This is a genomic window from Erwinia sp., from assembly GCF_049696395.1.
Lineage (GTDB): Bacteria > Pseudomonadota > Gammaproteobacteria > Enterobacterales > Enterobacteriaceae > Erwinia.
In genome coordinates, this window is sequence record NZ_JBAVTT010000053.1 from 1 (window position 1) to 23,340 (window position 23,340).

The 23,340-nt window shown below is 52.5% G+C and carries 25 protein-coding genes; 14 read left to right on the top strand and 11 right to left on the bottom strand.

The annotated features are described in order from the left end of the window. The coding region (locus WCC56_RS07270; RefSeq protein ID WP_424691739.1) for a deacetylase at window positions 1–861 on the bottom strand (861 nt) is incomplete at its 3' end. A gap of 327 nt (window positions 862–1,188) precedes the next feature. Here WCC56_RS07270 and WCC56_RS07275 point away from each other — a divergent pair. From WCC56_RS07275 to coaD, 8 genes are all read left to right on the top strand, one after another. Then, window positions 1,189–2,277, top strand: coding sequence for a glycosyltransferase (locus tag WCC56_RS07275; RefSeq protein ID WP_424691784.1), 1,089 nt, complete (start codon window positions 1,189–1,191; stop codon window positions 2,275–2,277). Between the two features lie 249 nt (window positions 2,278–2,526). Next, window positions 2,527–3,630 carry a glycosyltransferase family 9 protein gene (locus WCC56_RS07280; protein WP_424691740.1) on the top strand — a complete coding sequence of 368 codons (1,104 nt, stop codon included), beginning with the start codon at window positions 2,527–2,529 and terminating at the stop codon, window positions 3,628–3,630. 5 nt (window positions 3,631–3,635) lie between these two features. After that, window positions 3,636–4,634, top strand: a complete 999-nt coding sequence (locus tag WCC56_RS07285; RefSeq protein ID WP_424691785.1) for a glycosyltransferase — start codon at window positions 3,636–3,638, stop codon at window positions 4,632–4,634. 76 nt (window positions 4,635–4,710) lie between these two features. After that, the gene (rfaQ, locus tag WCC56_RS07290) at window positions 4,711–5,793 is read left to right on the top strand and encodes a putative lipopolysaccharide heptosyltransferase III (RefSeq protein ID WP_424691786.1); all 1,083 of its coding nucleotides are present in this window, start codon (window positions 4,711–4,713) and stop codon (window positions 5,791–5,793) included. Then, a complete protein-coding gene (locus WCC56_RS07295; protein WP_424691741.1) occupies window positions 5,786–6,919 on the top strand; it encodes a glycosyltransferase family 4 protein in 1,134 nt (377 codons plus the stop codon). Before rfaQ ends, WCC56_RS07295 begins: the two co-directional genes overlap by 8 nt. 102 nt (window positions 6,920–7,021) lie before the next feature. Beyond that, window positions 7,022–8,296: a lipid IV(A) 3-deoxy-D-manno-octulosonic acid transferase gene (gene waaA, locus WCC56_RS07300; protein ID WP_424691742.1), complete on the top strand. Its 1,275-nt coding sequence runs from the start codon at window positions 7,022–7,024 to the stop codon at window positions 8,294–8,296. Next, window positions 8,297–9,085 carry a glycosyltransferase family 2 protein gene (locus WCC56_RS07305; RefSeq protein ID WP_424691743.1) on the top strand — a complete coding sequence of 263 codons (789 nt, stop codon included), beginning with the start codon at window positions 8,297–8,299 and terminating at the stop codon, window positions 9,083–9,085. Further along, a complete protein-coding gene (coaD, locus tag WCC56_RS07310; RefSeq protein WP_424691744.1) occupies window positions 9,082–9,558 on the top strand; it encodes a pantetheine-phosphate adenylyltransferase in 477 nt (158 codons plus the stop codon). Before WCC56_RS07305 ends, coaD begins: the two co-directional genes overlap by 4 nt. 3 nt (window positions 9,559–9,561) lie before the next feature. Here the strand turns inward: coaD and mutM are convergent, their stop codons facing one another. From mutM to radC, 4 genes are all read right to left on the bottom strand, one after another. Next, the gene (mutM, locus tag WCC56_RS07315) at window positions 9,562–10,371 is read right to left on the bottom strand and encodes a bifunctional DNA-formamidopyrimidine glycosylase/DNA-(apurinic or apyrimidinic site) lyase (protein ID WP_424691745.1); all 810 of its coding nucleotides are present in this window, start codon (window positions 10,369–10,371) and stop codon (window positions 9,562–9,564) included. Window positions 10,372–10,456: 85 nt separating this feature from the next. Further along, window positions 10,457–10,624: a 50S ribosomal protein L33 gene (gene rpmG, locus WCC56_RS07320; protein ID WP_001051798.1), complete on the bottom strand. Its 168-nt coding sequence runs from the start codon at window positions 10,622–10,624 to the stop codon at window positions 10,457–10,459. Between the two features lie 17 nt (window positions 10,625–10,641). Next, window positions 10,642–10,878 carry a 50S ribosomal protein L28 gene (gene rpmB, locus WCC56_RS07325; protein ID WP_013200101.1) on the bottom strand — a complete coding sequence of 79 codons (237 nt, stop codon included), beginning with the start codon at window positions 10,876–10,878 and terminating at the stop codon, window positions 10,642–10,644. 282 nt (window positions 10,879–11,160) lie between these two features. Beyond that, the gene (gene radC / locus WCC56_RS07330) at window positions 11,161–11,829 is read right to left on the bottom strand and encodes a RadC family protein (protein WP_424691787.1); all 669 of its coding nucleotides are present in this window, start codon (window positions 11,827–11,829) and stop codon (window positions 11,161–11,163) included. A gap of 198 nt (window positions 11,830–12,027) precedes the next feature. Between radC and coaBC the strand changes: the two genes are divergently transcribed. The 3 genes from coaBC (at window position 12,028) to slmA (ending at window position 14,396) form a co-directional block, all read left to right on the top strand. Beyond that, on the top strand, window positions 12,028–13,242 hold the full coding sequence (coaBC, locus tag WCC56_RS07335; RefSeq protein WP_424691746.1) for a bifunctional phosphopantothenoylcysteine decarboxylase/phosphopantothenate--cysteine ligase CoaBC: 1,215 nt from the start codon (window positions 12,028–12,030) through the stop codon (window positions 13,240–13,242). Beyond that, window positions 13,220–13,678 carry a dUTP diphosphatase gene (gene dut / locus WCC56_RS07340; protein WP_424691747.1) on the top strand — a complete coding sequence of 153 codons (459 nt, stop codon included), beginning with the start codon at window positions 13,220–13,222 and terminating at the stop codon, window positions 13,676–13,678. The genes coaBC and dut overlap by 23 nt, the downstream gene beginning before the upstream one ends. A gap of 121 nt (window positions 13,679–13,799) precedes the next feature. Then, window positions 13,800–14,396 carry a nucleoid occlusion factor SlmA gene (gene slmA / locus WCC56_RS07345; RefSeq protein ID WP_424691748.1) on the top strand — a complete coding sequence of 199 codons (597 nt, stop codon included), beginning with the start codon at window positions 13,800–13,802 and terminating at the stop codon, window positions 14,394–14,396. A gap of 38 nt (window positions 14,397–14,434) precedes the next feature. Here slmA and pyrE read toward each other — a convergent pair whose 3' ends face one another. After that, window positions 14,435–15,076: an orotate phosphoribosyltransferase gene (gene pyrE / locus WCC56_RS07350; protein ID WP_424691749.1), complete on the bottom strand. Its 642-nt coding sequence runs from the start codon at window positions 15,074–15,076 to the stop codon at window positions 14,435–14,437. Window positions 15,077–15,130: 54 nt separating this feature from the next. Beyond that, the gene (rph, locus tag WCC56_RS07355) at window positions 15,131–15,847 is read right to left on the bottom strand and encodes a ribonuclease PH (protein ID WP_013200095.1); all 717 of its coding nucleotides are present in this window, start codon (window positions 15,845–15,847) and stop codon (window positions 15,131–15,133) included. 202 nt (window positions 15,848–16,049) lie between these two features. Between rph and WCC56_RS07360 the strand changes: the two genes are divergently transcribed. After that, a complete protein-coding gene (locus WCC56_RS07360) occupies window positions 16,050–17,234 on the top strand; it encodes a NupC/NupG family nucleoside CNT transporter (protein ID WP_013200094.1) in 1,185 nt (394 codons plus the stop codon). A gap of 36 nt (window positions 17,235–17,270) precedes the next feature. Here WCC56_RS07360 and WCC56_RS07365 read toward each other — a convergent pair whose 3' ends face one another. Continuing rightward, entirely contained in the window at window positions 17,271–17,696 is a 426-nt protein-coding gene (locus WCC56_RS07365; RefSeq protein ID WP_424691750.1) for a DUF3574 domain-containing protein, read from the bottom strand. Window positions 17,697–17,854: 158 nt separating this feature from the next. Between WCC56_RS07365 and WCC56_RS07370 the strand changes: the two genes are divergently transcribed. Then, on the top strand, window positions 17,855–18,718 hold the full coding sequence (locus WCC56_RS07370) for a YicC/YloC family endoribonuclease (protein WP_424691751.1): 864 nt from the start codon (window positions 17,855–17,857) through the stop codon (window positions 18,716–18,718). 90 nt (window positions 18,719–18,808) lie between these two features. Here the strand turns inward: WCC56_RS07370 and WCC56_RS07375 are convergent, their stop codons facing one another. Both WCC56_RS07375 and WCC56_RS07380 read right to left on the bottom strand, forming a co-directional pair. Further along, window positions 18,809–20,851, bottom strand: a complete 2,043-nt coding sequence (locus WCC56_RS07375) for a TIM-barrel domain-containing protein (RefSeq protein ID WP_424691752.1) — start codon at window positions 20,849–20,851, stop codon at window positions 18,809–18,811. A 12-nt stretch (window positions 20,852–20,863) separates the two neighbouring features. Beyond that, a complete protein-coding gene (locus tag WCC56_RS07380) occupies window positions 20,864–22,210 on the bottom strand; it encodes a glycoside-pentoside-hexuronide (GPH):cation symporter (protein ID WP_424691753.1) in 1,347 nt (448 codons plus the stop codon). A 282-nt stretch (window positions 22,211–22,492) separates the two neighbouring features. Here WCC56_RS07380 and WCC56_RS07385 point away from each other — a divergent pair, with 282 nt between their 5' ends. Then, complete coding sequence (locus WCC56_RS07385) at window positions 22,493–22,831, top strand: zinc ribbon domain-containing protein YjdM (RefSeq protein ID WP_424691754.1); 339 nt, start codon at window positions 22,493–22,495, stop codon at window positions 22,829–22,831. A 44-nt stretch (window positions 22,832–22,875) separates the two neighbouring features. Here WCC56_RS07385 and WCC56_RS07390 read toward each other — a convergent pair whose 3' ends face one another. After that, window positions 22,876–23,277, bottom strand: coding sequence for a hypothetical protein (locus WCC56_RS07390; RefSeq protein ID WP_424691755.1), 402 nt, complete (start codon window positions 23,275–23,277; stop codon window positions 22,876–22,878). Window positions 23,278–23,340: the final 63 nt, after the last annotated feature.

Sequence of the window (23,340 nt, forward strand, 5' to 3'; positions counted from 1 at the left end):
GATATCAGCTTCATTTTTAAAGGTCGGGCTGCCATCAGGCATAAACTCGGAAGAGTGCAGCATAAATTCGACGTAATCCGACCCCGTAGACAGTGTTTTTTCAGCAACGCCAATCATCTGTTGCACATTTCCACCCGTCGGGCGGAGCCAGTGAACCGAAGGGCTACGCTGCTTGCCCCGCAAACGGTCATAGCCTTGTTTCAGGCTGTTCATCATTCCCGAATGCTTGTAATGAATGCTCATTGGCACCTCAAGCAGCGGCGAGGAACCTTCACGAGAGATATCTTCCGCATCAAGGTAATAGGCTTTGCGAGGGAAATGAGTGTAGTTTGTGCCGCCGGTTCCCTGTGGCGCGCCAGGAGAAAACTGCCAGTTCACGCCGGGCGTAACAGAGCAATCCACTTTATAGCCATATTCGACCAGCAGTTGCGCATAATGGTGATTGAATGCCCAGCGCCCTGCCCGATGGCTGAGCATTTTGGTCTGGAAGGTCTCTTCCAGCAGTTCCGTCATGAACGCAATTTTTCGACGCATTTCGTCAACAGGATATTCAATCAAATAGGGCTGGAATTGCCAGTCATCCTCGGTCAGTTGATACTCAGGCGGACTGTTCCAGGCATGAAGATGCATCCCTACTTCACCCGTATCACGCGCAATCACATCCCTGGCGAACGCCTGGTATACCGGATCGATGGCCATCTCATAGTTGGTCAGCCAGGTGGGCTTAAAAGCATATTTTTCGCAAAGTTGCTGGAAACGTGCGAGATATCCTGCGTTTTTGGTGGTAACAATACCCGTGCGATTACGCCAGAGGTTGTCACCTTCCGTATCAATAGTGATTAAAAAAGCGGGTTTGGTCATGCCGTTTCCATACTCCTGATTAGCCTGAGGGTATGTTACGCAGCGGGCAATAGAGACGCAAAGAGATTTGCGAGGTAATGACGGTCTGTTGATTATGCTATGGCACTCTTTCCCTTAATTTTCTAAGATAACCAAAGCTAATGAAAAAGGAGAGTGGGAAGACCCTGATGGTCAGCTTGTTTTTCTAAGTATAATCTTCAAGGCTCTGGCAGAAGGATCCGCCTGAATCAATAAAGCTGAGCGGCATTTATGCGGCAAAAGAGGCCACAGCGCCTGCACCGCAGTATTTTTCTGGCTAAGGGTAAAAAATTGTCCAAGCGTATTTTAATGGTCATTGATGGCTTACCCGGAGGGGGGGCTGAGAAAGTCGTGCTGACTCTGGCGAAAGGGTTGATTGAACGTGGACATCGGGTTTCGTTGTTCTCCCTGCGTTCAGTTTGTGAATACGCCATCCCTACGGATCTGGACTACCGGGTCATCAAAGATAGCTGCAAAAAACCCTGGCGAAAACTGACCGAACTGAGCCGTCGTGCTGCACAGTTGGATAAAGAAATTCTCGCGGCTGAAAAAAATGACACCGCTTTCGATTTGGTGATTTCTCATCTGCATAAAACGGATCGCATAGTCCGCCGCTGCCCTCACCTGGATGCCAATAAAACCTGGTTCTGTCTTCACGGCGTGTTTTCTGCCTCTTACCTCGCCCGCCGTAAGGGCTTCTCACTCTGGCTGAAAAAAACCAAAATTCACCACATTTATCAGAACCGTAATATCGTTGGCGTTTCGCAATACGTTGTTGATGATCTGAAGCGCTCTTTTGATATTCAGCCAAAACGTGAGCAGGTGATCTTTAATCCTTTTGATTTTGAGGCAATTGAAGCCCTCTCCCTGGAGCCCTGCGCTCTGGAAGGCAAGGATTATCTGGTCCATATTGGTCGGTTTCATCAGACCAAACGTCACGATCGGTTGCTGCGGGCGTATGCCAAAAGCGGGCTGGAAGCCCCGCTGGTGCTGATTGGCCAGGGAAACCACGCGGCCACCAAGGCCATTAAAGATTTGGCTATTGACTTAGATATCAGCAAGCGTGTCATTTTTAAGGGGTTTATCAGCAATCCCTATCCGTACATCCGCCATGCGAAGCTGCTGATTGTCAGTTCAGACAGTGAAGGGTTTGGTAACGTGCTGGTTGAAGCATTGATTTGTCATACGCCGGTAGTCAGCACTCGCTGCCCAGGCGGTCCAGTCAGCATCCTGACAGGGGAATTATCACGTGGATTGGCAGACATGAGTGAGGATTCACTGGCGGAGACAATGCGCGACATTTATCTGCATCCCCCCGTGATGACTAAACCCGAAATCGAGGCTTACAGTATTGAGGCGATATGTAGTCAATATCTTGATTTAATTGACATTAATTAACAAAGATCACCTTCGTGGCCTTTCGTTTCAGTGTTAAAATCATCCCAGAGCAACAGGGCTGCCGACAACCTGATGCCATGTTTTGTTAACTCATCATTTAAGGTTTTGGCCCATGATAACGCTCATTAACAGGAACGGATATCTGAGCTCTGTGACAATTTTATCCTCATCAACACGGCTGAAGAGGGGATGTACATTCTCCCAGTCTCTCTTCCGTGGAATTTTCGGTCTGCTCAGGGAGATTAGAGCATGAACTACATCGTGTTATTTTTGCTGCTTTTACCATTTAAGCTATGGAAAAAGCTCGGTAAGAACAAAAGCACCCGAAATCTGGTCATCCAGACGGCCAAGATAGGGGACTTCATCAATATCACCCCTTTGCTGCACCATCTCCAGCATAGCGATGCTTTGCTCAGCACCGCCGTCGCGCCTCTTGCCCGACATGATGCCACTCTGGACGAGATTTTTTACGTTGAAGAGCATAAAGCCTCAACGTTGAGTAAATTAAAGCTGGCCATCAGGTTGATGAATCGTTATCGCAACGTCTATCTGCTGCACCCGAACAATGCCAATCTCTTCTATGCCGCCTGCTGTAATGCGGAGAATAAGCAGTTTTTGTCGATGTATCGACGTCGCTGGTATCAGGGGATTTTCTATCTGACCGCAAATGGCACGGTAGAGCATGATAAGGCCACATTGACGTTGGAAAACTACCTGAAGCTAGCCGATCGCTCGCTGACCAAAGAGAGCTACCCCAAGCACGCAACGTTACCCTTAGTGAAACCGGTGAATACGCCGGAAGAAGTGTTCCGGACTGACAAAATCAAAATTGGGATCAGCATCTCTGCCGGTAATCAGGCTAAAACCATTCCGCCAGTGATCTGGAAAGCGCTATTCGATCGGCTGAACGACCTCCCTTGCCTGTTCTATGTATTTGGTTCGCCGAATGAACTTACCCGGTTAAATGAGCTCAATAAGGTGGTGGGTGAGCGTGACGACCTGGTTAACCTGATAGGCAAAGTTTCCCTGGAAGGATTGCCTTATGCCATCAGCCAGATGGACTTCTATGTGGCATCGGACTCCGGCAATATTTATATTGCTGACTCACAGAATGTGCCGGTTGTGCTGATTTATGGCCCTTGCTGCGTAGAAGAGCAACGTCCGTTGGGCGATGTTCTGCTAATTGGGCCGAACCATATCGCGCCAACGTCGTTTGTTTTTCAGGCGCTGTACAAATTCAATCATCCTCCTGAACAACTGTTTGAACTGGATCAGCGTAAGCTGGATGATATCTATGATTTTATTTGTGCACGCAAGCCTCAATTAATCCAAGAAGAGAAGACTTTACCCTGAGTATGATGCCGCATTCCGATCCTTCCGCGCCTGAACTGAGCGTGATAATCCCGATGTATAACGCCGGGAAAAGCTTCGAGGCTTTTATGGCTTCGCTGCTGGCGCAAACCTTGCAATCCATTGAAGTCATTATTGTTAATGATGGTTCAACGGACGAGTCAGCCACACTGGCGCATCAGTATGCCGCGGACTATCCGCATGTTCAGGTTATTGACCAACAAAATGGCGGCGTTTCACGAGCCCGTAATGCCGGAATGGCCATAGCGAAAGGCCAGTACGTCACGTTCCCCGACGCTGACGACACGCTTAATTCTGAGATGTACAGCAAACTGATGGCGATGGCTAAAACCGATGATTTGGACATTGCTCAGTGCAACGCAGAACGCGTGTTTTGGGGTGGGGATAAGGCCAAGCCATTGATCCCCAAAGACCGCTTGCAAACCACCCCCGTCCTTAGTGGCGTTGAGTGGCTCGGGAAAGCCCTGGCGACCAATCGCTATCTGCATGTTGTCTGGCTGGGCATCTACCGCCGCGCATTGATTAACGAACTAAACTTACAGTTCGAACCTGGCCTGCATCATCAGGACATCCCCTGGACAACTGAACTGATGCTGAATGCCCGAAAAGTCCGCTATACCGACGAGATCCTGTACCGTTATTACGTTCACGATCAGTCCATCAGCAATCAGAAGCGCACTGGAATGCGTAATGTGGAATATCAGCGACACTATCTTAAGATCGCGCGAATGCTGGACGAGATTAATCAGCGCTATAAAAACAAGGTAACGCTGCCTGCCTCTTTGTACCGACAGGTCACCAAAGAAGCCCTGACCGTCTGCCATTCTATTCGCCGCGAGCCCGATGCCGAGGCGAAGCAAGCGATGATAGCAGACCTGATCGCCAGCAAAACACCTGGCCGAATGCTGCGGAACGCCAGGGGAGTGCAACAGTGGTATCAGTTACTGCTGTGGCTGGCCCGAATTTATCGCTGGCGTAAAGCCTGATGAGGCAACCCGTTGGCACCTATTCTGGCAGGGCTTCCCCTCCAGCAGGTCAACTCAACCTTGAGATTTCATGAGAATGGCTACTCCGCAAGTGAGCCCAATGTTTAAGCCTGAAACCATTCTGTTGATCAAACTCCGTCATCACGGCGATATGCTGCTGACCACGCCGGTCATCCACGCGCTCCGTCAGCAATATCCAAACGCCAGTATTGATGTGCTTCTGTACAAAGAGACACGCCCGATGTTGCAGGCCCATCCGGATATTCGACAGATCCACTTTATCGATCGTAACTGGAAAAAAGAGGGGACCTGGCAACACATTCGCCATGAGGTTGCGCTGGTATCAGCCGTTCGCCAGTGTCACTACGACCTGGTCATCAACCTCGCCGATCAGTGGCGCAGCGCCATTATTACGGCGTGCTCTGGTGCAAAAGTCAGGATTGGTTTTGATTACCAAAAGCGCCGCAGTGCCATCTGGCGCCTGGCGCATACGCATCGGGCTACCACTGAACTGCATGGCACTCTGCATACCGTTGAACAAAACCTGATGGCATTGTCTCCTTTGGCTATTCCTTGCCAGGGATTTCCTGCGTCTATGCACTACAGTGAGAGTGACTGGGAATCAACCCGCAGCCAACTTGCACAGCTCCAGACTGTCAGCAAACCCTATATCGTTATTCAGCCGACTTCACGCTGGCTGTTCAAGTGTTGGGAAGATGACAAAATGGCCGGGCTGATTGACCGTCTTGCCTCAGACGAGCTGGATATTGTTCTGACCGCTGCCCCGGATAAGAAAGAGCTGGCGATGATCGACAATATTCTTTCGTTATGCCAGAGCCGTCAGTGTCTCTCGCTGGCAGGTAAACTGACTTTGCCACAGCTAGCCGCGCTGATTGACCATGCAAAGCTCTTCATCGGAGTGGATTCAGCGCCAATGCATATGGCTGCTGCGTTGAATACGCCCTGCATTGCGCTGTTTGGCCCAACTAAACTGAAGCAATGGCGGCCGTGGGGCGAAAATAATCAGGTGATTTGGGCTGGGGACTACGCTCCGCTGCCCTCGCCGGACAGCATTGATACCAAAACGGAAACGCGTTATCTCTCCGCTATCCCACTTGAAGACGTGGTGAAAGCCGCAAGGAATTATCTGGATGAGTAAGGTCAGACTGGCCATCGTGCGCCAGAAATATCGCCCCGATGGCGGTGCCGAGCGTTTTATCTCACGGGCGCTGGAAGCGCTGGATGACGACAGTCTTCAGCTGAACATCATTACCCGTAGCTGGCAGGGTGAGCCTAAACCAGAGTGGCACCTGCATATCTGCAACCCTAAAAAGTGGGGCCGAATTTCCCGTGAACGCGGTTTTGCCGATGCTGCAAGGGCCTGCTGGGAGCAGGAGAAGTTTGATATTGTGCAGAGTCATGAACGCATCGCTGGCTGTGATATTTTCCGGGCAGGAGATGGGGTTCACCGGGTCTGGCTGGAGCAACGCGCGCGAGTGGTTTCGCCGGTTCAACGAGTGCTCACGCACGTCAGCCGTTATCACCATTATGTGATGGCCGCAGAAGAAGCGATGTTCCGCTCCGCTTCGCTGAAAAAGATCATCTGTAATTCTCTGATGGTAAAAAACGACATCATGCGCTGCTTCCAGGTGCCGGAAGAGAAATTTGCGGTTATTTATAATGCCATCGACTCGACGCGTTTTATGCCGGCAACCGTTGAGCAACGCCAGCAGTCCCGTGAGCAGTTAAACCTGCCAGCTAACGCGAAAGTCTTTATCTATGTGGGTTCCGGGTTCGAGCGAAAAGGGTTGAAGGCCAGTATTACGGCTCTGGCAAAGACAGATGCGCACTTGCTGGTTGTCGGGCAGGACAAGCAACAATCACGCTATGAAAATCTCGCCCGCAGCCTGGGGTGTGAAAATCGCATTCATTTCCTTGGCGTGCAGAACAATGTGATCCCCTTTTATCACGCCGCTGACAGTTTAATGTTACCAACGCTGTACGATCCCTTCCCTAATGTGATTCTGGAAGCAATGGCGTGCGGTTTACCCGTGATCACCAGTTTCACCTGTGGCGGTGCGGAATTCATAGTCGAGGGTAAACAAGGGTTTGTCTGTGACGCTCTGGACGTGCCAGCCCTGACAGCTGCCGCCGAAGCGATCCCACAGCGAACGCTGGACAGCAGGATGGGAGATCTTGCCCGCGAAAGGGTATTGCCCTGTTCTCCGCAGCAGCTTGCTACTCAGCTTCATGCGCTATATCAACAAGTGTTGCAGCAGCCCTGATAAGAAGTGTGAGCGGAGACGACTTATCTGCTAACATGCCCTATTATTCCTCTTTTCTGGCATACTCTGGCGCGAGTCTCTCCACTCTACATAAACACTGTGATGACAACACTTTATACCGTTCTGCTTTACCTCATTCAGCCCCTGATTTGGCTCCGGCTCTGGCTCCGCGGCCGGAAGGCTCCCGCCTACCGCAAACGCTGGGCAGAACGCTATGGCTATTGCGCCGGCAAAGTGAAGCCAGACGGTATTTTGCTGCACTCCGTTTCTGTAGGTGAAACGCTGGCTGCCGTGCCTCTGGTGCGCGCATTACGCCACCGCTATCCCTCAATGCCGATCACCGTCACGACCATGACACCTACCGGCTCTGAGCGTGCGGCCTCGGCGTTTGGCAAAGATGTGCACCATGTTTATCTGCCCTACGATTTACCCGGCTCAATGAACCGTTTCCTGGATAATGTGAACCCCCGTCTGGTGATCATTATGGAAACCGAGCTGTGGCCAAACATGATTGCGCTGCTGCATAAGCGAAAAATTCCGCTGGTGATTGCCAATGCCCGTCTGTCTGAACGTTCGGCGAAGGGTTACAAAAAACTCGGCAAATTTATGCAACGCCTGCTGCAGCGCATTACGCTGATTGCCGCGCAAAATCAGGAAGATGGCGAACGTTTTATCAGCCTTGGCCTGAAACGCTCTCATCTGACCGTTACCGGCAGCCTGAAGTTTGATATCTCTGTCACGCCTGAACTGGCCGCCAGAGCAATCACCCTGCGCCGCCAGTGGGCTCCTCGTCGTCCGGTGTGGATTGCCACCAGTACGCATGAGGGTGAAGAAAGTATTATTCTGGATGCGCACCGTAAGCTGCTGGCTCGTTTCCCGAATTTGTTATTAATTCTGGTCCCTCGCCATCCGGAGCGTTTCTCTACCGCCCGCGAACTGACACAGAAAGCAGGACTGAGTTATACCCTTCGCAGCAGCGGAGAGATCCCGTCAGGCAGCACTCAGGTAGTGATTGGCGACACGATGGGTGAACTGATGCTGCTGTACGGCATTGCCGATCTGGCTTTTGTTGGCGGCAGCCTGGTGGAACGAGGTGGACACAATCCACTGGAAGCGGCAGCCCACGCTATCCCGGTCCTGATGGGGCCGCATACCCTCAATTTCAAAGATATCTGTGCCAAGCTGCAGCAGGCCGACGGGCTGATCACCGTCACCGATGCCGATTCGCTGGATAAAGAGATTGGCACGCTGCTAACCGACGAAGATTATCGTCTTTACTATGGCCGCCATGCCGTAGAAGTGCTGCATCAGAACCAGGGTGCGCTGCAGCGTCTGCTACAGTTACTCGAACCCCATCTGCCACAGCGGAATCACTAAATGTCTTCACGCCAGGCTCTTTCGGTCGTGCTGATCGCCAAAAACGCGGCCGACCTGCTGCCAGAATGTCTGGAGTCCGTTAGCTGGGCTGATGAAATCATCCTGCTCGACTCCGGTAGCAGTGACGGGACGCCTCAGGTTGCAGCCCGACACGGAGCGAAAGTCTTTCACTCAACGGAGTGGCACGGCTATGGCCGACAACGCCAACTGGCGCAGAGTTATGCCAGTCATCCGATGATAATGATGATTGACAGCGATGAGCGCGTGACTCAACAGTTACGAGCCTCAATAGAAGCCGTGCTGGCGAAGCCTGCCTCTGCAGATGCGGTGTACAGTCTTGGTCGCCGCAATCTGTTCTTAGGCCGCTTCATGCGCCACAGCGGCTGGTATCCCGATCGGGTCACCCGTCTTTACCCTGCCAGCTATCAGTACAACGATCATCAGGTGCATGAGTCTCTGGACACCAAAGGCACATCTGTTACCCCGCTGAAAGGCGATCTTCTGCATCTGACCTGCCGCGACTTTTCTGCTTTCCAGTGGAAACAGTTCGCCTATGCGGAAGCCTGGGCGAAACAACGCTTTCATCAGGGCAAACGTTGCGGCATTTTTTCCATCTTTTTGCACACCTTCGGCGCTTTCTTCAAAACGCTGGTGCTGCGTGCAGGTTTTCTGGATGGCAAGCAGGGCTGGCTGCTGGCGGTAGTGAATGCCCAGTACACATTCAATAAATATGCAGCGCTTTGGGCGCTAAATAACTCCTCTCACGCTTCCGGCAAGGGCGGTCTATGAGCACCAAAGCGATCTATCCTGGCACTTTCGACCCGATGACCAATGGCCATCTCGATATCGTGACGCGAGCCGCGCTGATGTTCGATCATATCGTGTTGGCTATCGCTGCCAGCCCAAGTAAGAAGCCGATGTTTACACTTGAAGAACGCGTAGCGCTGGCGCAGCAGGTGGTTGCCCCTTTGCCGAACGTTGAAGTGGTGGGATTCAGTGATTTGATGGCGAACTTTGCCCGCGACCAGCAAGCCAATGTGCTGGTAAGAGGCCTGAGAGCGGTGTCGGACTTCGAATATGAGTTACAGCTGGCCCATATGAATCGCCACCTGTTGCCAGAGCTGGAGAGCGTCTTTCTGATGCCTTCAGAGCAGTACTCGTTTATCTCTTCTTCGCTGGTGAAAGAAGTGGCGCGTCACAAAGGTGATGTGAGCGCCTTTCTGCCGGAGCCGGTTTTTGCCGCGCTACAGGCAAAACTGTAAGCCTTACTTCTGGCAGGTCGGACAATAAAAGGTGCTGCGCTGCGCGTGTTTAGCACTCTTAATGGGCGTAGCACAGACACGGCAGGGCTCTCCTGCCCGTCCATAGACCTGCAGTTCCTGCGCGAAATACCCCGGTTTACCGTCCGTCTGCAGGAAGTCACGCAGCGTTGTGCCGCCCTGCTCAATCGAGCGAAGCAACACTGCCTTGATGGTGTTCACCAGCAAAGCCGCCTCATCCTGAGTTAACGCCATTGCCGGACGATCGGGATGGATCCCGGCGGCGAACAGTGATTCACTGGCATAGATATTCCCCACGCCCACCACCAATTTGTTATCCATCAGCCACGGTTTAACCGGCGTGCGCTTATTTCTCGCTTTATCAAACAAATACTCAGCCGAGAAGGCTTCATGAAGGGGCTCAGGGCCAAGATGGGCCAGCACATTGCTTGCGGCTAAATCCGTACACCACAGCCAGGCGCCAAAACGGCGAGGATCGGTATAACGCAGGACTTTGCCGTTGCTCATGACCAGATCGACATGGTCATGCTTCGCAGGGGGGATTTCTTCGGGCAGCACACGCAGGCTGCCGGACATGCCAAGGTGGATAATGATCCAACCCTGAGGCAGCTCAATCAGCAGATACTTCGCCCGGCGTTGCACGCTGAGAACCGGTTGATCGCTGAGGCTTTGAATTTCGAGGGAAACCGGCCAACGCAGGCGGTCATTGCGGACAATAGCATGAAGAATAGTGGCGCCCACCAGATGCGGTTCAATTCCACGACGGCTGGTTTCGACTTCAGGTAACTCCGGCATTTACTTGCCTCCCGTTAAGGACCGTTATCCTCTTCTGAAAACAAAAAACCCGGCCGGAGCCGGGTTTTTCATCCACTGAAATCAATTACTTGATTTTAGCTTCTTTATAGATCACGTGCTGGCGGACAACTGGATCGAATTTCTTCAGTTCCAATTTTTCCGGCTTAGTACGCTTGTTCTTCGTGGTGGTATAGAAGTGACCTGTCCCAGCAGAAGAAACCAGCTTGATCTTCTCACGAATACCTTTAGCCATGATTCAGTTCCTTTACCTTAGTACTTCTCACCGCGGGTACGCAGATCAGCCAAGACTGTCTCAATACCCTTTTTATCAATTACGCGCATGCCTTTGGCAGTGACGCGCAGTGTAACGAAGCGCTTTTCGCTCTCAACCCAAAAACGGTGAGAGTGCAGGTTCGGCAGGAAACGGCGTTTCGTCGCGTTCATTGCGTGGGAGCGGTTGTTACCCGATACCGGACGCTTGCCAGTTACTTGGCAGACTCGTGACATGTCTATTCTCCAAAAATCAAATCAGCTCGAGCTTTAAAAATAAGGTTTTGGCCGCCTCGTCAGGCTCTAAGACCCTCCAGGCGAGTTCAATGTGAACCCGCTGAGTAGGCCTATTTGCCAAACCCGAGATTCTCAAAGGTGGCGTAGTATACGCCCTGCGCCGCCGCTGCTCAAGTCCCGAACAGATAAAGATCCCTCTGGATCGTGCAAAATAGCTTCATTTGAACAGTTAACGGTTGTTAACTCGGGTTAAAAAATACGCTTTTAACCCCCTCCACGGTGCTAAATCCACCCTCGTTCGGCAAAGGAGACTGACTCACCCAGTCCAACCACAATATGGTCAAGCACCTGAATATTCATCAGCTGACAGGCGGCGATAATTTGCCGGGTGACTGCGTGGTCAGCCTTACTGGGACGGGCTATCCCGGAGGGATGGTTATGCGCCAGAATCAGCGCAGCGGCATTCCGTGCCAGCGCTTCTTTGACGATCTCTCTGGGATGAACTTCGACACTATTTAACGTCCCGGCGAACATTTCGCAAGAGTGAATCATCCGATGTTGGTTATCAAAAAACGCCACCATAAAAATTTCTCGCTCACGGTGAGCCAATTGGCTGACAAAAAAAGTGAGCATGTCTGCTGTTCCGCCCGCAATCTGCCTTTCCTGTGCCTGAGTGCAGGCAAAGAAACGCCGCGCCAGCTCCGTTATCGCATTGATCTGGGTGTATTTTGCATCGCCAACCCCTTTGACGTTGTTAAATGCCGACCTGTCTGCCGTCATCAAATGATATAACGACCCAAATGTCGCTATCAGCTGCTGTGCCAGCGTCATCACATGCACCCCACCTGAACCTGTCCGTAAAAACAAAGCCAGTAATTCCGTATCCGTTAAGACTTCGACGCCTTTTTCCAGTAATTTTTCTCTTGGCGGTGTTTCACTCCACTCTTTCATCTTCAGCATCCCTTCTTCCTCAGCCCGAAGAAGCATGGCATTATATACAGTACTTTTCTACGGTCGCTGGCTGACTCTGCGAATTGTCTCGCAAAGACGACAGAGTGCTAACAGGAACAGCCGGATGAGTATGGTAAAATAGTGGGATAATGGCGGCAGTGAGCCGCGCCAGTCTGACTCTACAGGGCGGATAGCAAGATGACGGGATTAACCGGTAAACACATAGTTCTGGGCGTGAGTGGCGGCATAGCGGCTTACAAAGCACCGGAACTGGTCAGGCGCCTGCGCGATCGCGGGGCGGAAGTCCGAGTGGTAATGACAGAAGCAGCAAAAGCGTTTATCACGCCGCTTAGCCTGCAGGCTGTTTCTGGCTATCCGGTTTCTGATGACCTGCTCGACCCGGCAGCGGAAGCCGCCATGGGGCACATCGAGCTGGGAAAATGGGCCGATCTGGTGATTCTGGCCCCTGCGACAGCCGACCTTATTGCGCGGGTTACTGCAGGGATGGCAAATGACCTGGTTACCACTATTTGCCTGGCCACACCGGCACCTGTTGCGGTAGTCCCTGCGATGAATCAGCAAATGTACCGGGCACCGGCCACGCAGCATAATCTGCAGGTGCTGGCACAACGTGGTGTGCTGATTTGGGGGCCTGACAGCGGCAGCCAGGCTTGCGGTGATATCGGCCCAGGCCGGATGTTGGATCCGTTGACGATTGTGGATGAAGCGGTGAAGTGGTCTGCGCCCGTCAACGATCTGCAACATCTCAACATTATGATTACCGCCGGTCCCACCCGCGAATCACTTGATCCCGTTCGTTTCATAACTAACCACAGCTCAGGTAAGATGGGCTTCGCGATTGCCGCCGCAGCGGCAAAACGGGGCGCAAACGTCACCTTAATCAGTGGCCCGGTGGCATTAAACACGCCGCAGTGGGTGAAGCGCACAGACGTTTTGACCGCATTAGAGATGCAAAATGCGGTGATGGCAAGCGCCGCAAAACAGCATATTTTTATTGGCACGGCAGCCGTTGCAGACTATCGTGCCGCTGAAGTCTCAGCCGAAAAAATCAAAAAACAGGGTGATGAAGTTACCCTCAAAATGGTAAAAAACCCCGATATCGTTGCCGGGGTAGCCCACATGCAGGACGGCCGTCCCTACGTCGTAGGATTTGCGGCAGAAACCCAGAATGTGGAAGAATACGCGCAACAAAAACGGGTCCGTAAAAACCTGGATTTAATCTGCGCCAACGATGTTTCGAAAGCCGGGCAGGGTTTCAATAGTGATTCCAATGCCTTGCACCTTTTCTGGCAGGAGGGAGAAAAAATCTTACCGCTCTGCGATAAGTCACTCCTTGGCCAACAGTTACTAGACGAGATAGTCAGCCGTTATGATGAAAAAAATCGACGTTAAGATTTTAGATGCGCGTGTGGGTAAAGACTTCCCATTACCTGCCTACGCCACCTCTGGATCGGCAGGTCTTGACCTGCGCGCCTGCCTGGATGAAGCCATTTTACTGGCGCCAGGTGCCACCACACTGGTGCCAACGGGTTTGGCTATTCACATTGGCGATCCGCAACTGGCCGCCGTCATCCTTCCCCGCTCAGGTCTTGGCCATAAACATGGTGTAGTGTTGGGCAACCTGGTCGGCCTGATTGACTCTGATTATCAAGGCCAGCTGATGGTTTCCGTCTGGAACCGTAGCCAGCAAGCCTTCAACATTGAACCCGGCGAGCGTATTGCTCAGATGGTTTTCGTGCCGGTGGTACAGGCTGAGTTCAATCTGGTCGAAGATTTCGATACCAGCGATCGCGGAGAAGGTGGCTTTGGTCACTCTGGCCGCCAGTAAGAATCTGCCCGGAGATCGTTAGCGAGAAACTTATCCTTATTTTCGCCGTGAGCCCCATTGCTCACGGACGTTGCGTGGGCTACAGCCCGTTTAAAGTGATATTTCAGGGGTTTTTCAGGTCATGGCAGAGAAAAAGAGTGCGAAAAGGAATCGTCGCGAAGAAATATTGCAGGCGCTGGCACAAATGCTGGAATCAAGCGATGGCAGTCAACGGATAACAACGGCAAAACTGGCCGCCAATGTGGGGGTTTCGGAAGCGGCGCTGTACCGTCATTTTCCCAGCAAAACCCGCATGTTTGACAGCCTGATCGAGTTTATTGAAGACAGCCTGATTACGCGCATCAATTTCATTTTGAAAGACGAAAAAGAGACGCTGCCGCGCCTTCGTCTGATTATTCAGTTAATTCTGGGTTTTGGTGAGCGTAATCCAGGTTTGACCCGCATTTTGACTGGTCATGCCCTGATGTTTGAACAGGACCGTCTTCAGGGACGGATCAATCAACTGTTTGAGCGAATTGAAGTGCAGCTGCGCCAGGTGCTACGCGAGCATAAATTGCGGGAAGGTGAGGGTTTTGCTACCGATGAAACGCTGCTTGCAAGCCAACTGCTGGCGTTCTGCGAAGGCTTACTTTCTCGCTTTGTTCGTTCAGGTTTCCGCTACCGTCCAACGGTAGACTTTGATACCCGCTGGCCCTTACTGGCCTCTCAGCTGGTGTAAAGAGAGTGCGGGTCAGCACACCCTGACCCGCGAAAACCTTAAATACCGTACTCTTTACGGTAAGCACGCACAGCCACCAGATGGTCTGCCATCTCAGGCTTCTCTTCCAGGTAAGCAATCAGCTCTTTCAGCGTAATAATCGAAATCACCTTGCAGCCGTAATCCCGCTCTACTTCCTGAATCGCTGACTCCTGCCCGCGTCCACGCTCCTGGCGATCCAATGAAATCAGCACGCCAGCCAGAGTGGCATGACTAGCCGAAATGATCTCCATAGACTCACGGATAGCGGTACCTGCAGTGATCACATCATCCACCAGCATAATGCGCCCTTGTAACGGGCTGCCAACCAGCGTTCCACCTTCACCGTGGGTTTTGGCTTCTTTACGGTTAAAGCAGTAAGGCACATCACGATCGTGGTGATCGGCCAGCGCGACGGCGGTGGTTGTCGCAATCGGGATCCCTTTGTACGCCGGACCAAAAACCAGGTCGAAATCAATACCGGAATCTACCAGCGCCTGAGCATAGAAACGCCCCAGTAACGCCAGATCGCGGCCCGTGTTAAACAGGCCAGCATTGAAGAAATAAGGGCTGGTGCGCCCTGATTTCAGCGTGAACTCACCAAACTTCAGCACCTGCTTGTTGATGGCGAATTCGATAAATTGGCGCTGCCAGGCTTTCATGTCTTGGTCCTCTGCTAGTCATAAAAAAGGCGACTCACTGGTCGCCTCGAAAAATCAGTCTTTCAGCGCTGCTTTCTGCGCCAGGATCAGGGAATCAATTCCCCCTCTTGCCAGAGCAAGCAGCTGGAGCAGTTCATCGTGGCTGAACGGTTCGCCTTCTGCGGTGCCCTGCACTTCAATCATCCGGCCATCTTCAGTCATGACCACATTCATGTCGGTTTCAGCGGCAGAGTCTTCTACATATTCCAGATCGCACAGCGCTTCGCCGTTAACGATACCGACGGAAATGGCAGCCACCATCCCTTTCATCGGGTTGGTTTTCAGCTTGCCGATAGACACCAGATGGTTCAGGGCGTCAGCCAGCGCTACGCAGGCACCGGTGATCGAGGCGGTACGGGTTCCGCCGTCTGCCTGCAGCACGTCGCAGTCCAGCGTGATGGTGAATTCACCCAGGGCTTTCAAATCCAGCGCTGCACGCAAAGAGCGGGCAATCAGGCGTTGAATTTCCAGCGTGCGGCCACCCTGCTTACCTTTAGCGGCTTCACGGGCATTACGGCTGTGGGTAGCGCGCGGCAACATGCCGTACTCTGCGGTTACCCAGCCTTGACCCTGACCTTTCAGAAAACGCGGTACGCCTTCTTCGATGGTGGCAGTACAAAGCACTTTGGTATCACCGAATTCAACCAGAACTGAACCTTCAGCATGTTTGGTGTAGTGACGGGTCAGTGTGACAGGGCGCACTTGTTGTGCGCTACGGCCTGCAGGACGCATGGTTTCTCTCCGGCTAGCAAATCAGTATTGGCTGCGCATTATACGGATTTCACCGCCGAATGCCTACGTTAGAGGGCGTTTCTTATGCCTTCGACGGCTTTCTTAAGTCTAAAGTTGTGTGGGGATGCAACGCAGAGTGAAAAGCGCGGCAAGTTGTGGCTAAATGCTGCCTACTCTCCCTGGTCTGCCGGACATCATTGATATGCCTGACGTACTTCATTTTCTTCTGGCCCTTGTGGTCATCTTTTGCCTGGCGTTGCTGTTCAGCAACGATCGTAAAAAAATCCGCCCACGGGTGATCCTTCAACTAGTGGTGATTGAAGCCGCTCTGGCCTGGTTCTTTCTGCACGCGTCCAGCGGTCTGACGCTGGTCACCGCCGTTTCCGGATTCTTTGAGACGCTGCTGAAATTTGCCGGGCAAGGCTCTGAATTTGTCTTCGGCGGGATGGCAAGTCAGGGACTGGCCTTTATCTTCCTCGGCGTGCTTTGTCCGATCATCTTTATCTCGGCACTGATCGGCATTTTGCAGCATCTGCGTATTTTGCCACTGCTCATCCGCCTGGTCGGGACGGTGCTGTCAAAAGTGAACGGGATGGGCAAACTGGAGTCTTTCAACGCGGTCAGTACCTTGATCCTCGGCCAGTCCGAGAACTTTATTGCCTACAAGGGCATTCTGGCGGATATCTCCCCTCGTCGCCTGTATTCAATGGCCGCTGCAGCAATGTCGACGGTTTCCCTGTCGATTGTTGGCGCGTACATGTCGATGATTGAACCGCGCTATGTGGTAGCCGCTTTGCTGCTCAACATGTTCAGTACCTTCATTATTCTGTCGATCATCAATCCGACGGTGCCAGGCGACGAGCCGGAAATCAAACTGGAAAAGCTTCACGAAGATCAGAGCTTCTTTGAAATGCTGGGCGAATACATTCTGGCCGGCTTTAAAGTGGCGATGATCATCATGGCGATGCTGATTGGGTTTATTGCCCTGATTGCCGCCGTCAACGCCATCTTCTCCAGCCTGTTTGGCATCAGCTTCCAGGAAATCCTCGGCTACATCTTCTGGCCATTTGCCTGGCTGATAGGCATTCCGGCACCAGATGCGTTGCGTGCAGCCAGCATCATGGCAACCAAACTGGTAGCGAATGAGTTTGTGGCGATGATTGAGCTGAAGAAAATCGCCGCTGAGCTTTCGCCTCGCGGGCTTGGCATCCTGTCGGTCTTCCTGGTCTCGTTCGCCAACTTTGCTTCCATTGGCATTGTGGCTGGCGCCATTAAAGGCCTGAACGAACAACAGGGTAACGTGGTTTCCCGCTTTGGTTTGAAGCTGGTCTACGGATCGACGCTGGTCAGCCTACTGTCTGCCGCGTTCGCCGGTTTAGTGCTGTAATCAGACAACAAGCCCGGCGTGCTGCCGGGCTTCAGCTTAGAAACCTACACAGACGGGGCTATCAACCCGCATAACGGACTCCTGCTGGAAACGCTGTTTGTAACCTGTGCGCAGGGCTTCAATATTCTGCTCAGCCTGGTTGCCCGGCGCATGGATTAACATTAAAGCCTTACTGCCCTCACGAGCCACTTTCCCGTCTTCTCCAAGCCATTGCCCTTTAGCATCAAAGACCGTCAGGCCCTCTTTAAAACGCGGCGTAACATCACTGTCGACAAACGACTGCCATTCATCGGCGGTAATATTCGCGCCATGAGGTCGGCTCAGACCAAAATAAAGCGTAGTTTGCTGCATGGCATCGCCTGTCTGGCAGCGGGTAGCAGTGGCGGCGTTTGGATGGCTGGGCGCCATACAGCCGCTCAGGGTAAAGGCTACAGCTACAGCAATAACGGAGGAGGTTTTCATGCGGTTCCTAATGCATTTCAGGGGTAACAGCATCATAAGCTGGCACGGGTAAAAAACCAGTGACGATCGCTGATTTCATTGAGATTAGCCGAATGCCTGTTAAGGCCTGGCTTGCACCGCTATAATCCGTTTATCTTTCTCAGAAAACGGGTACGCACATGATCCGCAGTATGACCGCCTACGCGCGGCGTGAAACCAAAGGCGATTGGGGCAGCGCAGCCTGGGAACTTCGTTCCGTAAACCAGCGCTATTTAGAAACCTACATCCGCCTGCCAGAGCAGTTCCGTGGCCTGGAGCCAGTGATCCGTGAGCGCATCCGTAAACGCCTTACGCGCGGTAAAATCGAATGCAACCTGCGTTTTGACGCCGACCCAAGCGCCCAAAGCTCGCTGGTGCTGAATGAAAAGCTGGCTGTTCAGCTGGTTCAGGCCGCTAACTGGGTGAAAATGCAGAGTGACGAAGGGGAAATTAACCCGGTAGATATTCTGCGCTGGCCTGGCGTAATGTCTGCTGAAGAACAGGATTTGGATGCCATCTCCGCCGAGCTGTTGAAGTCGCTGGACATCGCGCTGGATGACTTTATCACTTCCCGTGAAACAGAAGGCACAGCACTGAAAGCGTTGATTGAACAGCGTCTTGAAGGCGTGACGACTGAAATCGCCAAAGTCCGGACGCAGATGCCAGACGTGCTGAAATGGCAGCGTGAGCGTCTGGTCACCAAACTGGAAGATGCTCAGGTACAGTTGGACAGCAATCGCGTTGAGCAGGAACTGATCATGCTGGCACAGCGTGTTGACGTGGCAGAAGAGCTGGATCGTCTGGAAGCTCACGTGAAAGAGACCTACAACATCCTGAAGAAGAAGGAAGCCGTTGGCCGCCGTCTGGACTTTATGATGCAGGAGTTCAACCGTGAGTCGAACACCCTGGCGTCTAAATCGATCAATTCTGACATCACCACCTCAGCTATCGAGCTGAAAGTGCTGATTGAGCAGATGCGCGAGCAGATCCAGAATATCGAGTAACAGCGTTCACACTTGTAAAAGCCCACTCATGAGTGGGCTTTTTTTATCCTGAAGATGAATGCGCCTCTTCACCTCTTTGAGGGCATCGAATTAAACGTTACCCAGTTCTTGTTGCACCTGACTGCCGTCTCGCACCAGCACAGGTATCGAGTTTAGCGGGGCAGCCACGGCTATCCACTGCCCACCTTCGTGCTGCTCGCCGTTTAATTCCAGCCACAAAGCCCCGGCAGGTAACCAGACTCGGCGCTCACGCTGCCCCTCATGAAGGATCGGTGCCACCAGAATATCCGGACCAAACATATACTGATCCTCCACCAGCCAACTCTCATGCTGTTCAGGGAATTGGTAAAACATCGCACGCATCACCGGGTCGCCCTGCTCATGGGCCTCATCCATCAGGCGGTTGATGTAGGGACGCAGTTTCTCGCGAACGAACAACCAGTGACGCATCATCTGGTAGTTCTCTTCCCCATAGCTCCAGACTTCATTTGGCGATCCGCTGTTACATTGCGCAATGCCGTCACGCCAGGCTTCTGGCGGCTGGATCTGGGGTTCACGGTAGCCATGCAGGCGGAAGACCGGGCAGAACACGCCCCACTGGAACCAGCGGATCAGCAACTCCTGGAAGGCAGGATCGTTAACATTTCCCCCCTGGAATCCGCCAATGTCGGTTGTCCACCATGGAATACCCGCCATCCCCATATTCAGGCCAGCGGCAATCTGGTTGCGCAGGGAATGGAAAGAAGAGTGGATATCCCCGGACCAGGCCAGCACGCCATAACGTTGGCTACCCGCCCAGGCACAACGCACAAGATTCACAATTTCCGTTTCACCCTGCTCTTTTAGCCCGTCATAGAATCCGGCTGCAAATTTCTGAGGGTAGATGTTACCGACCTCAAGTACCGGTCCAAGGTGATAGCGATAATTATCAAAATCATAGGCTCGGTATTCAGGCTCCGCTTCATCAAGCCAGAACAACCGTATGCCCAGATCGTAATAGTTCTGCTTTACCTTCTCCCAGACAAACCGCCGTGCCTCAGGGTGTGTTGCATCGAAGAAAGTGGTGTTGCCGAGAAAATCCAGATTGACCGAAACACCGCGTTCGGTATTCACCAGATAGCCTTTGGACTTCATCTCTTTATAGTTATCGGTGCGACTATCAACCGTGGGCCAGACTGATACCATCGTTTCGATGCCCAACGACTTCAATTCAGCGACCATTGCCTTCGGGTCTGGCCAGTCCTTCGGATCGAAGCACCAGGTTCCCTGATTAGGCCAGTGGAAGAAGTCGATGACGATCACCGACAATGGCAGGTTACGACGGCGATATTCGCGCGCCACCTCAAGCACTTCCTCTTGCGTGCGATAGCGCAATTTGCACTGCCAAAAACCGGTGGCGAACTCCGGCATTTTTGGCGCAGTACCCGTTGCGGCACCGTATTGACGAACAATCTCCGCAGGCGTCTCCCCTGCGGTGATCCAGTAATCCATCTGCTCGGTGACTTTAGCCTGCCACTCCGTGCCATTTTTTGCGAATGCCGCCTCGCCAATAGCAGGATTGTTCCACAGTAACCCATACCCGAGGCTGGAGAGCATAAAGGGCACGCTGGCCTGAGAATTACGTTGTGCCAGCTCTAACGTGCAGCCTTTCAGGTCTAACCAGGGGTGTTGATACTGGCCCATGCCATAGATTTTCTCTTCTGCTCGCGCTTCAAAACGGACAGTCAGCTGATATTTTCCCCCTGGGATAGGCCTGAACTCACGGGCATCCAGCTTCAGTGCGCTGATGTACTTGTCCTGATTTTTTTCGCTGGCGCCAATACCCACCGTGGTGCGCTGCCGCCAGAACTCTTCAAGCAGTAATTCACCGTGCTGATTATAAAAGGCGAGCTGACCTTTGATATTCAGCACCGCCTTCATATTGCCATTGGTAAGGGTCAGGGTTTCTGGCCCTTCAGTAATGGCCACATCCGTTTCTTCAGGATCCGGCAGCAGCGCCCAGCATTCATCTTTAACAGGCGGTAAGCAGGTAGCACGAACGCGCAGGCTGTTCTTTCCCCAAGGCTCGACAACCAGGGTTTGTCGATCGAAATGCCACAGAATACGGCGGCGCTCAGCTATTAACTCGCTCATAGAAACTCCTGACTAGTGGTGATCGCTTTGCAGCGCTCTTTTCGAAGTATTGACCTCGGTCATCGTGGCATCGCTCAGCTTGTACCAACGCAGAGTCAACGCGCTGAGTATTGAAAGCACACCTGGAACCAGGGAGAACAACGCGACAATTGCCGACATCGCAACCGGGTTTTGCATCTCCGCATGCGGGATGTAGCCACTCAACCCAAGCGTCCAGCCGACTATCGCCCCGCTCACCGCCATGCCCATTTTCAAAATGGAGAGCAGCGTGGAGAAGATGGTGCCGTCCATGCGTTTTCCCTGAGTGTATTCGCCATAATCGACGACGTCCGACATCATCACCCACATCAGCGTGGTGGTGATTTGATAGAAGGTGGAAACCAGTACCATCATGACAACCAGCAGTGTGATGGAGCTGGGCAGGAAGAAGATGGCAATACTCAGCAGGCCAGCGGCCCATGCAGCCAGCCTGAAGACCTGCACCTTACTGCGCCCGGTTGTCAGCGGTTTACACAACGCACTGCCCGCACTTTTGCCGACAATATGCGCGCCGAGCAGCCACATAAAGAAGCTGGCATTGCCAAGGTGGTAAGTGACGTAATACATCATTGCCCCGAGCCGGATAACGCCAAAAGCAATGTTGAAAAACACCAGGCCGGCAACAACACGCCATTGGTCATTGCGGAGTAAGTCACGAAGATCGCTGATAAAGTTTTCATGGCTGGCGGGCGCCTGGATACGTTCTTTCGTATTTCTGAAACAGATCAGAAACATAAAGACAGTTGCGCCAGCCATGATGGCCATGGCTCCCCGATAACCTGCCAGCTTGTCCTCCCCGCCAATGTACTGGGCGAGGGGCATCATCAGGAAAGTGGACATTGCTCCCCCCAGGGTGGCGAGGAAGAAACGGTAGGATTGCAGCGAGATGCGCTCGTCATTATCGGAGGTGATAATGGCCCCCATGGAGCAATAAGGAATATTGATCGCCGTGTACATCAGCATCATCGCGGCGTAAGTCAGGCTGGCAAAAATCATTTTCCCGCCAAGGGAAAGGGATTCCGGTACGGAATAAATCAGCAGGCAACTGGCACCAAACGGCACCGCCAGCCAGAGGAGGTAGGGCCGGAATTTACCCCAGCGAGTTTTGGTACGGTCCGCAACGAGCCCCATCAAAGGATCGATGATGGCATCAGCCGCACGCGCAAGCAGGAACATCGTTCCGACGAAGACGGCGGGTAATCCCACCACATCGGTATAATAGAAGGTCAGGAAAATAATCACATTTTCAAGGCCAATGTGGCTGGCCATATCGCCAAGGCCATAACTGATTTTTTCTTTTACCGATAACTTCTCTTTCATAGATGGCACGCCTGTTGTTAAGGGTGGCAGATCGTGGCCTGGTAGCCTTAAGAGGAACTGATGCTTAGTTATAGAGTTGCGGTGGGGAAGGCTCAATTGCGGGATCTTGTTCCATTTTTATGATTTCTTATTTCTGTGATACCGGTAACTCCTTTACGTAATAACGCGCCGAAAAGTTGCGCAATAAGTTACTCAGGCTTTCATCCACGTTTTATTGTGGGCTAAAGCCGGTCGCCAGGCTAAAATGCCCCCTGACTTTCTATGGATTTACTGAGGCTTACTATGCAAACCCTTCCTCCTTGCCCGAAGTGTCACTCCGACTATACCTGGCAAGATGGCGCGCTCTTCAACTGCCCTGAGTGCGGTCACGTCTGGTCAGAAGGGGCTGAGACCGCTCCAGATGACGCGCTGATTGTGAAAGATGCTAACGGCAACCTGCTGGCCGATGGCGACAGCGTCACCGTGATCAAAGATTTAAAAGTGAAAGGCAGCTCAACGCCACTAAAAATCGGCACCCGAGTCAAAAGCATTCGTCTGGTAGAAGGCGACCACAACATTGACTGCAAAATCGATGGTTTTGGCCCAATGAAGTTGAAATCAGAGTTTGTGAAGAAGAACTAAAGGGAAAAGAGGGCTAAGGCAGCCTGAGTAGGCTGCCCTAATATTTAATCATAGGCGGCCGCCTCTTCTGCGGTGATCAGCGACATTTTCTCCAGCTGAAGTGCAATAGAGCGCGGTGACCGCTCATACAGCTCCCCCAGATAGAGAATGCCGATGTCGTTCTGAAAGTCCTCCTGCAACCGCAACTTTTCTTCCTCACCCCACGGCAGATAAGCATTCGCCGGTTTCCCTTCCGATCGGTTCTTCTCACGCCGCTGGTCAGGCGTGAGCTTTAGCTTCTCTTTGCGCTTAATCCCGGAGACATTGTCATCTGAAAATTCCTCTGCCAGTGAATAAAGTAATCTGATGGCCTCTGGCAAATGCACCGCCGACCCCACAGGTAACAGCTCACCTGTTTCCGGGTGGATGCCTCTGGCTAACAGTTTAAAAACTTCTCCTGCCCTCATTTTTGCTCTCCTTTTTCATCTCCTGATGACAATTCGGATTAGCTAAACTAATTTAGCTGAACA

What these genes read in the sequence shown, in the direction of transcription:
- WCC56_RS07275 (WP_424691784.1), top strand. Translation starts at nt 1,189, where the DNA reads ATGGTCATTGATGGCTTACCCGGAGGGGGGGCTGAGAAAGTCGTGCTG.
- WCC56_RS07280 (WP_424691740.1), top strand. Translation starts at nt 2,527, where the DNA reads ATGAACTACATCGTGTTATTTTTGCTGCTTTTACCATTTAAGCTATGG.
- WCC56_RS07285 (WP_424691785.1), top strand. Translation starts at nt 3,636, where the DNA reads ATGCCGCATTCCGATCCTTCCGCGCCTGAACTGAGCGTGATAATCCCG.
- rfaQ (WP_424691786.1), top strand. Translation starts at nt 4,711, where the DNA reads ATGGCTACTCCGCAAGTGAGCCCAATGTTTAAGCCTGAAACCATTCTG.
- WCC56_RS07295 (WP_424691741.1), top strand. Translation starts at nt 5,786, where the DNA reads ATGAGTAAGGTCAGACTGGCCATCGTGCGCCAGAAATATCGCCCCGAT.
- waaA (WP_424691742.1), top strand. Translation starts at nt 7,022, where the DNA reads ATGACAACACTTTATACCGTTCTGCTTTACCTCATTCAGCCCCTGATT.
- WCC56_RS07305 (WP_424691743.1), top strand. Translation starts at nt 8,297, where the DNA reads ATGTCTTCACGCCAGGCTCTTTCGGTCGTGCTGATCGCCAAAAACGCG.
- coaD (WP_424691744.1), top strand. Translation starts at nt 9,082, where the DNA reads ATGAGCACCAAAGCGATCTATCCTGGCACTTTCGACCCGATGACCAAT.
- mutM (WP_424691745.1), bottom strand. Translation starts at nt 10,371, where the DNA reads ATGCCGGAGTTACCTGAAGTCGAAACCAGCCGTCGTGGAATTGAACCG.
- rpmG (WP_001051798.1), bottom strand. Translation starts at nt 10,624, where the DNA reads ATGGCTAAAGGTATTCGTGAGAAGATCAAGCTGGTTTCTTCTGCTGGG.
- rpmB (WP_013200101.1), bottom strand. Translation starts at nt 10,878, where the DNA reads ATGTCACGAGTCTGCCAAGTAACTGGCAAGCGTCCGGTATCGGGTAAC.
- radC (WP_424691787.1), bottom strand. Translation starts at nt 11,829, where the DNA reads ATGAAAGAGTGGAGTGAAACACCGCCAAGAGAAAAATTACTGGAAAAA.
- coaBC (WP_424691746.1), top strand. Translation starts at nt 12,028, where the DNA reads ATGACGGGATTAACCGGTAAACACATAGTTCTGGGCGTGAGTGGCGGC.
- dut (WP_424691747.1), top strand. Translation starts at nt 13,220, where the DNA reads ATGATGAAAAAAATCGACGTTAAGATTTTAGATGCGCGTGTGGGTAAA.
- slmA (WP_424691748.1), top strand. Translation starts at nt 13,800, where the DNA reads ATGGCAGAGAAAAAGAGTGCGAAAAGGAATCGTCGCGAAGAAATATTG.
- pyrE (WP_424691749.1), bottom strand. Translation starts at nt 15,076, where the DNA reads ATGAAAGCCTGGCAGCGCCAATTTATCGAATTCGCCATCAACAAGCAG.
- rph (WP_013200095.1), bottom strand. Translation starts at nt 15,847, where the DNA reads ATGCGTCCTGCAGGCCGTAGCGCACAACAAGTGCGCCCTGTCACACTG.
- WCC56_RS07360 (WP_013200094.1), top strand. Translation starts at nt 16,050, where the DNA reads ATGCCTGACGTACTTCATTTTCTTCTGGCCCTTGTGGTCATCTTTTGC.
- WCC56_RS07365 (WP_424691750.1), bottom strand. Translation starts at nt 17,696, where the DNA reads ATGAAAACCTCCTCCGTTATTGCTGTAGCTGTAGCCTTTACCCTGAGC.
- WCC56_RS07370 (WP_424691751.1), top strand. Translation starts at nt 17,855, where the DNA reads ATGATCCGCAGTATGACCGCCTACGCGCGGCGTGAAACCAAAGGCGAT.
- WCC56_RS07375 (WP_424691752.1), bottom strand. Translation starts at nt 20,851, where the DNA reads ATGAGCGAGTTAATAGCTGAGCGCCGCCGTATTCTGTGGCATTTCGAT.
- WCC56_RS07380 (WP_424691753.1), bottom strand. Translation starts at nt 22,210, where the DNA reads ATGAAAGAGAAGTTATCGGTAAAAGAAAAAATCAGTTATGGCCTTGGC.
- WCC56_RS07385 (WP_424691754.1), top strand. Translation starts at nt 22,493, where the DNA reads ATGCAAACCCTTCCTCCTTGCCCGAAGTGTCACTCCGACTATACCTGG.
- WCC56_RS07390 (WP_424691755.1), bottom strand. Translation starts at nt 23,277, where the DNA reads ATGAGGGCAGGAGAAGTTTTTAAACTGTTAGCCAGAGGCATCCACCCG.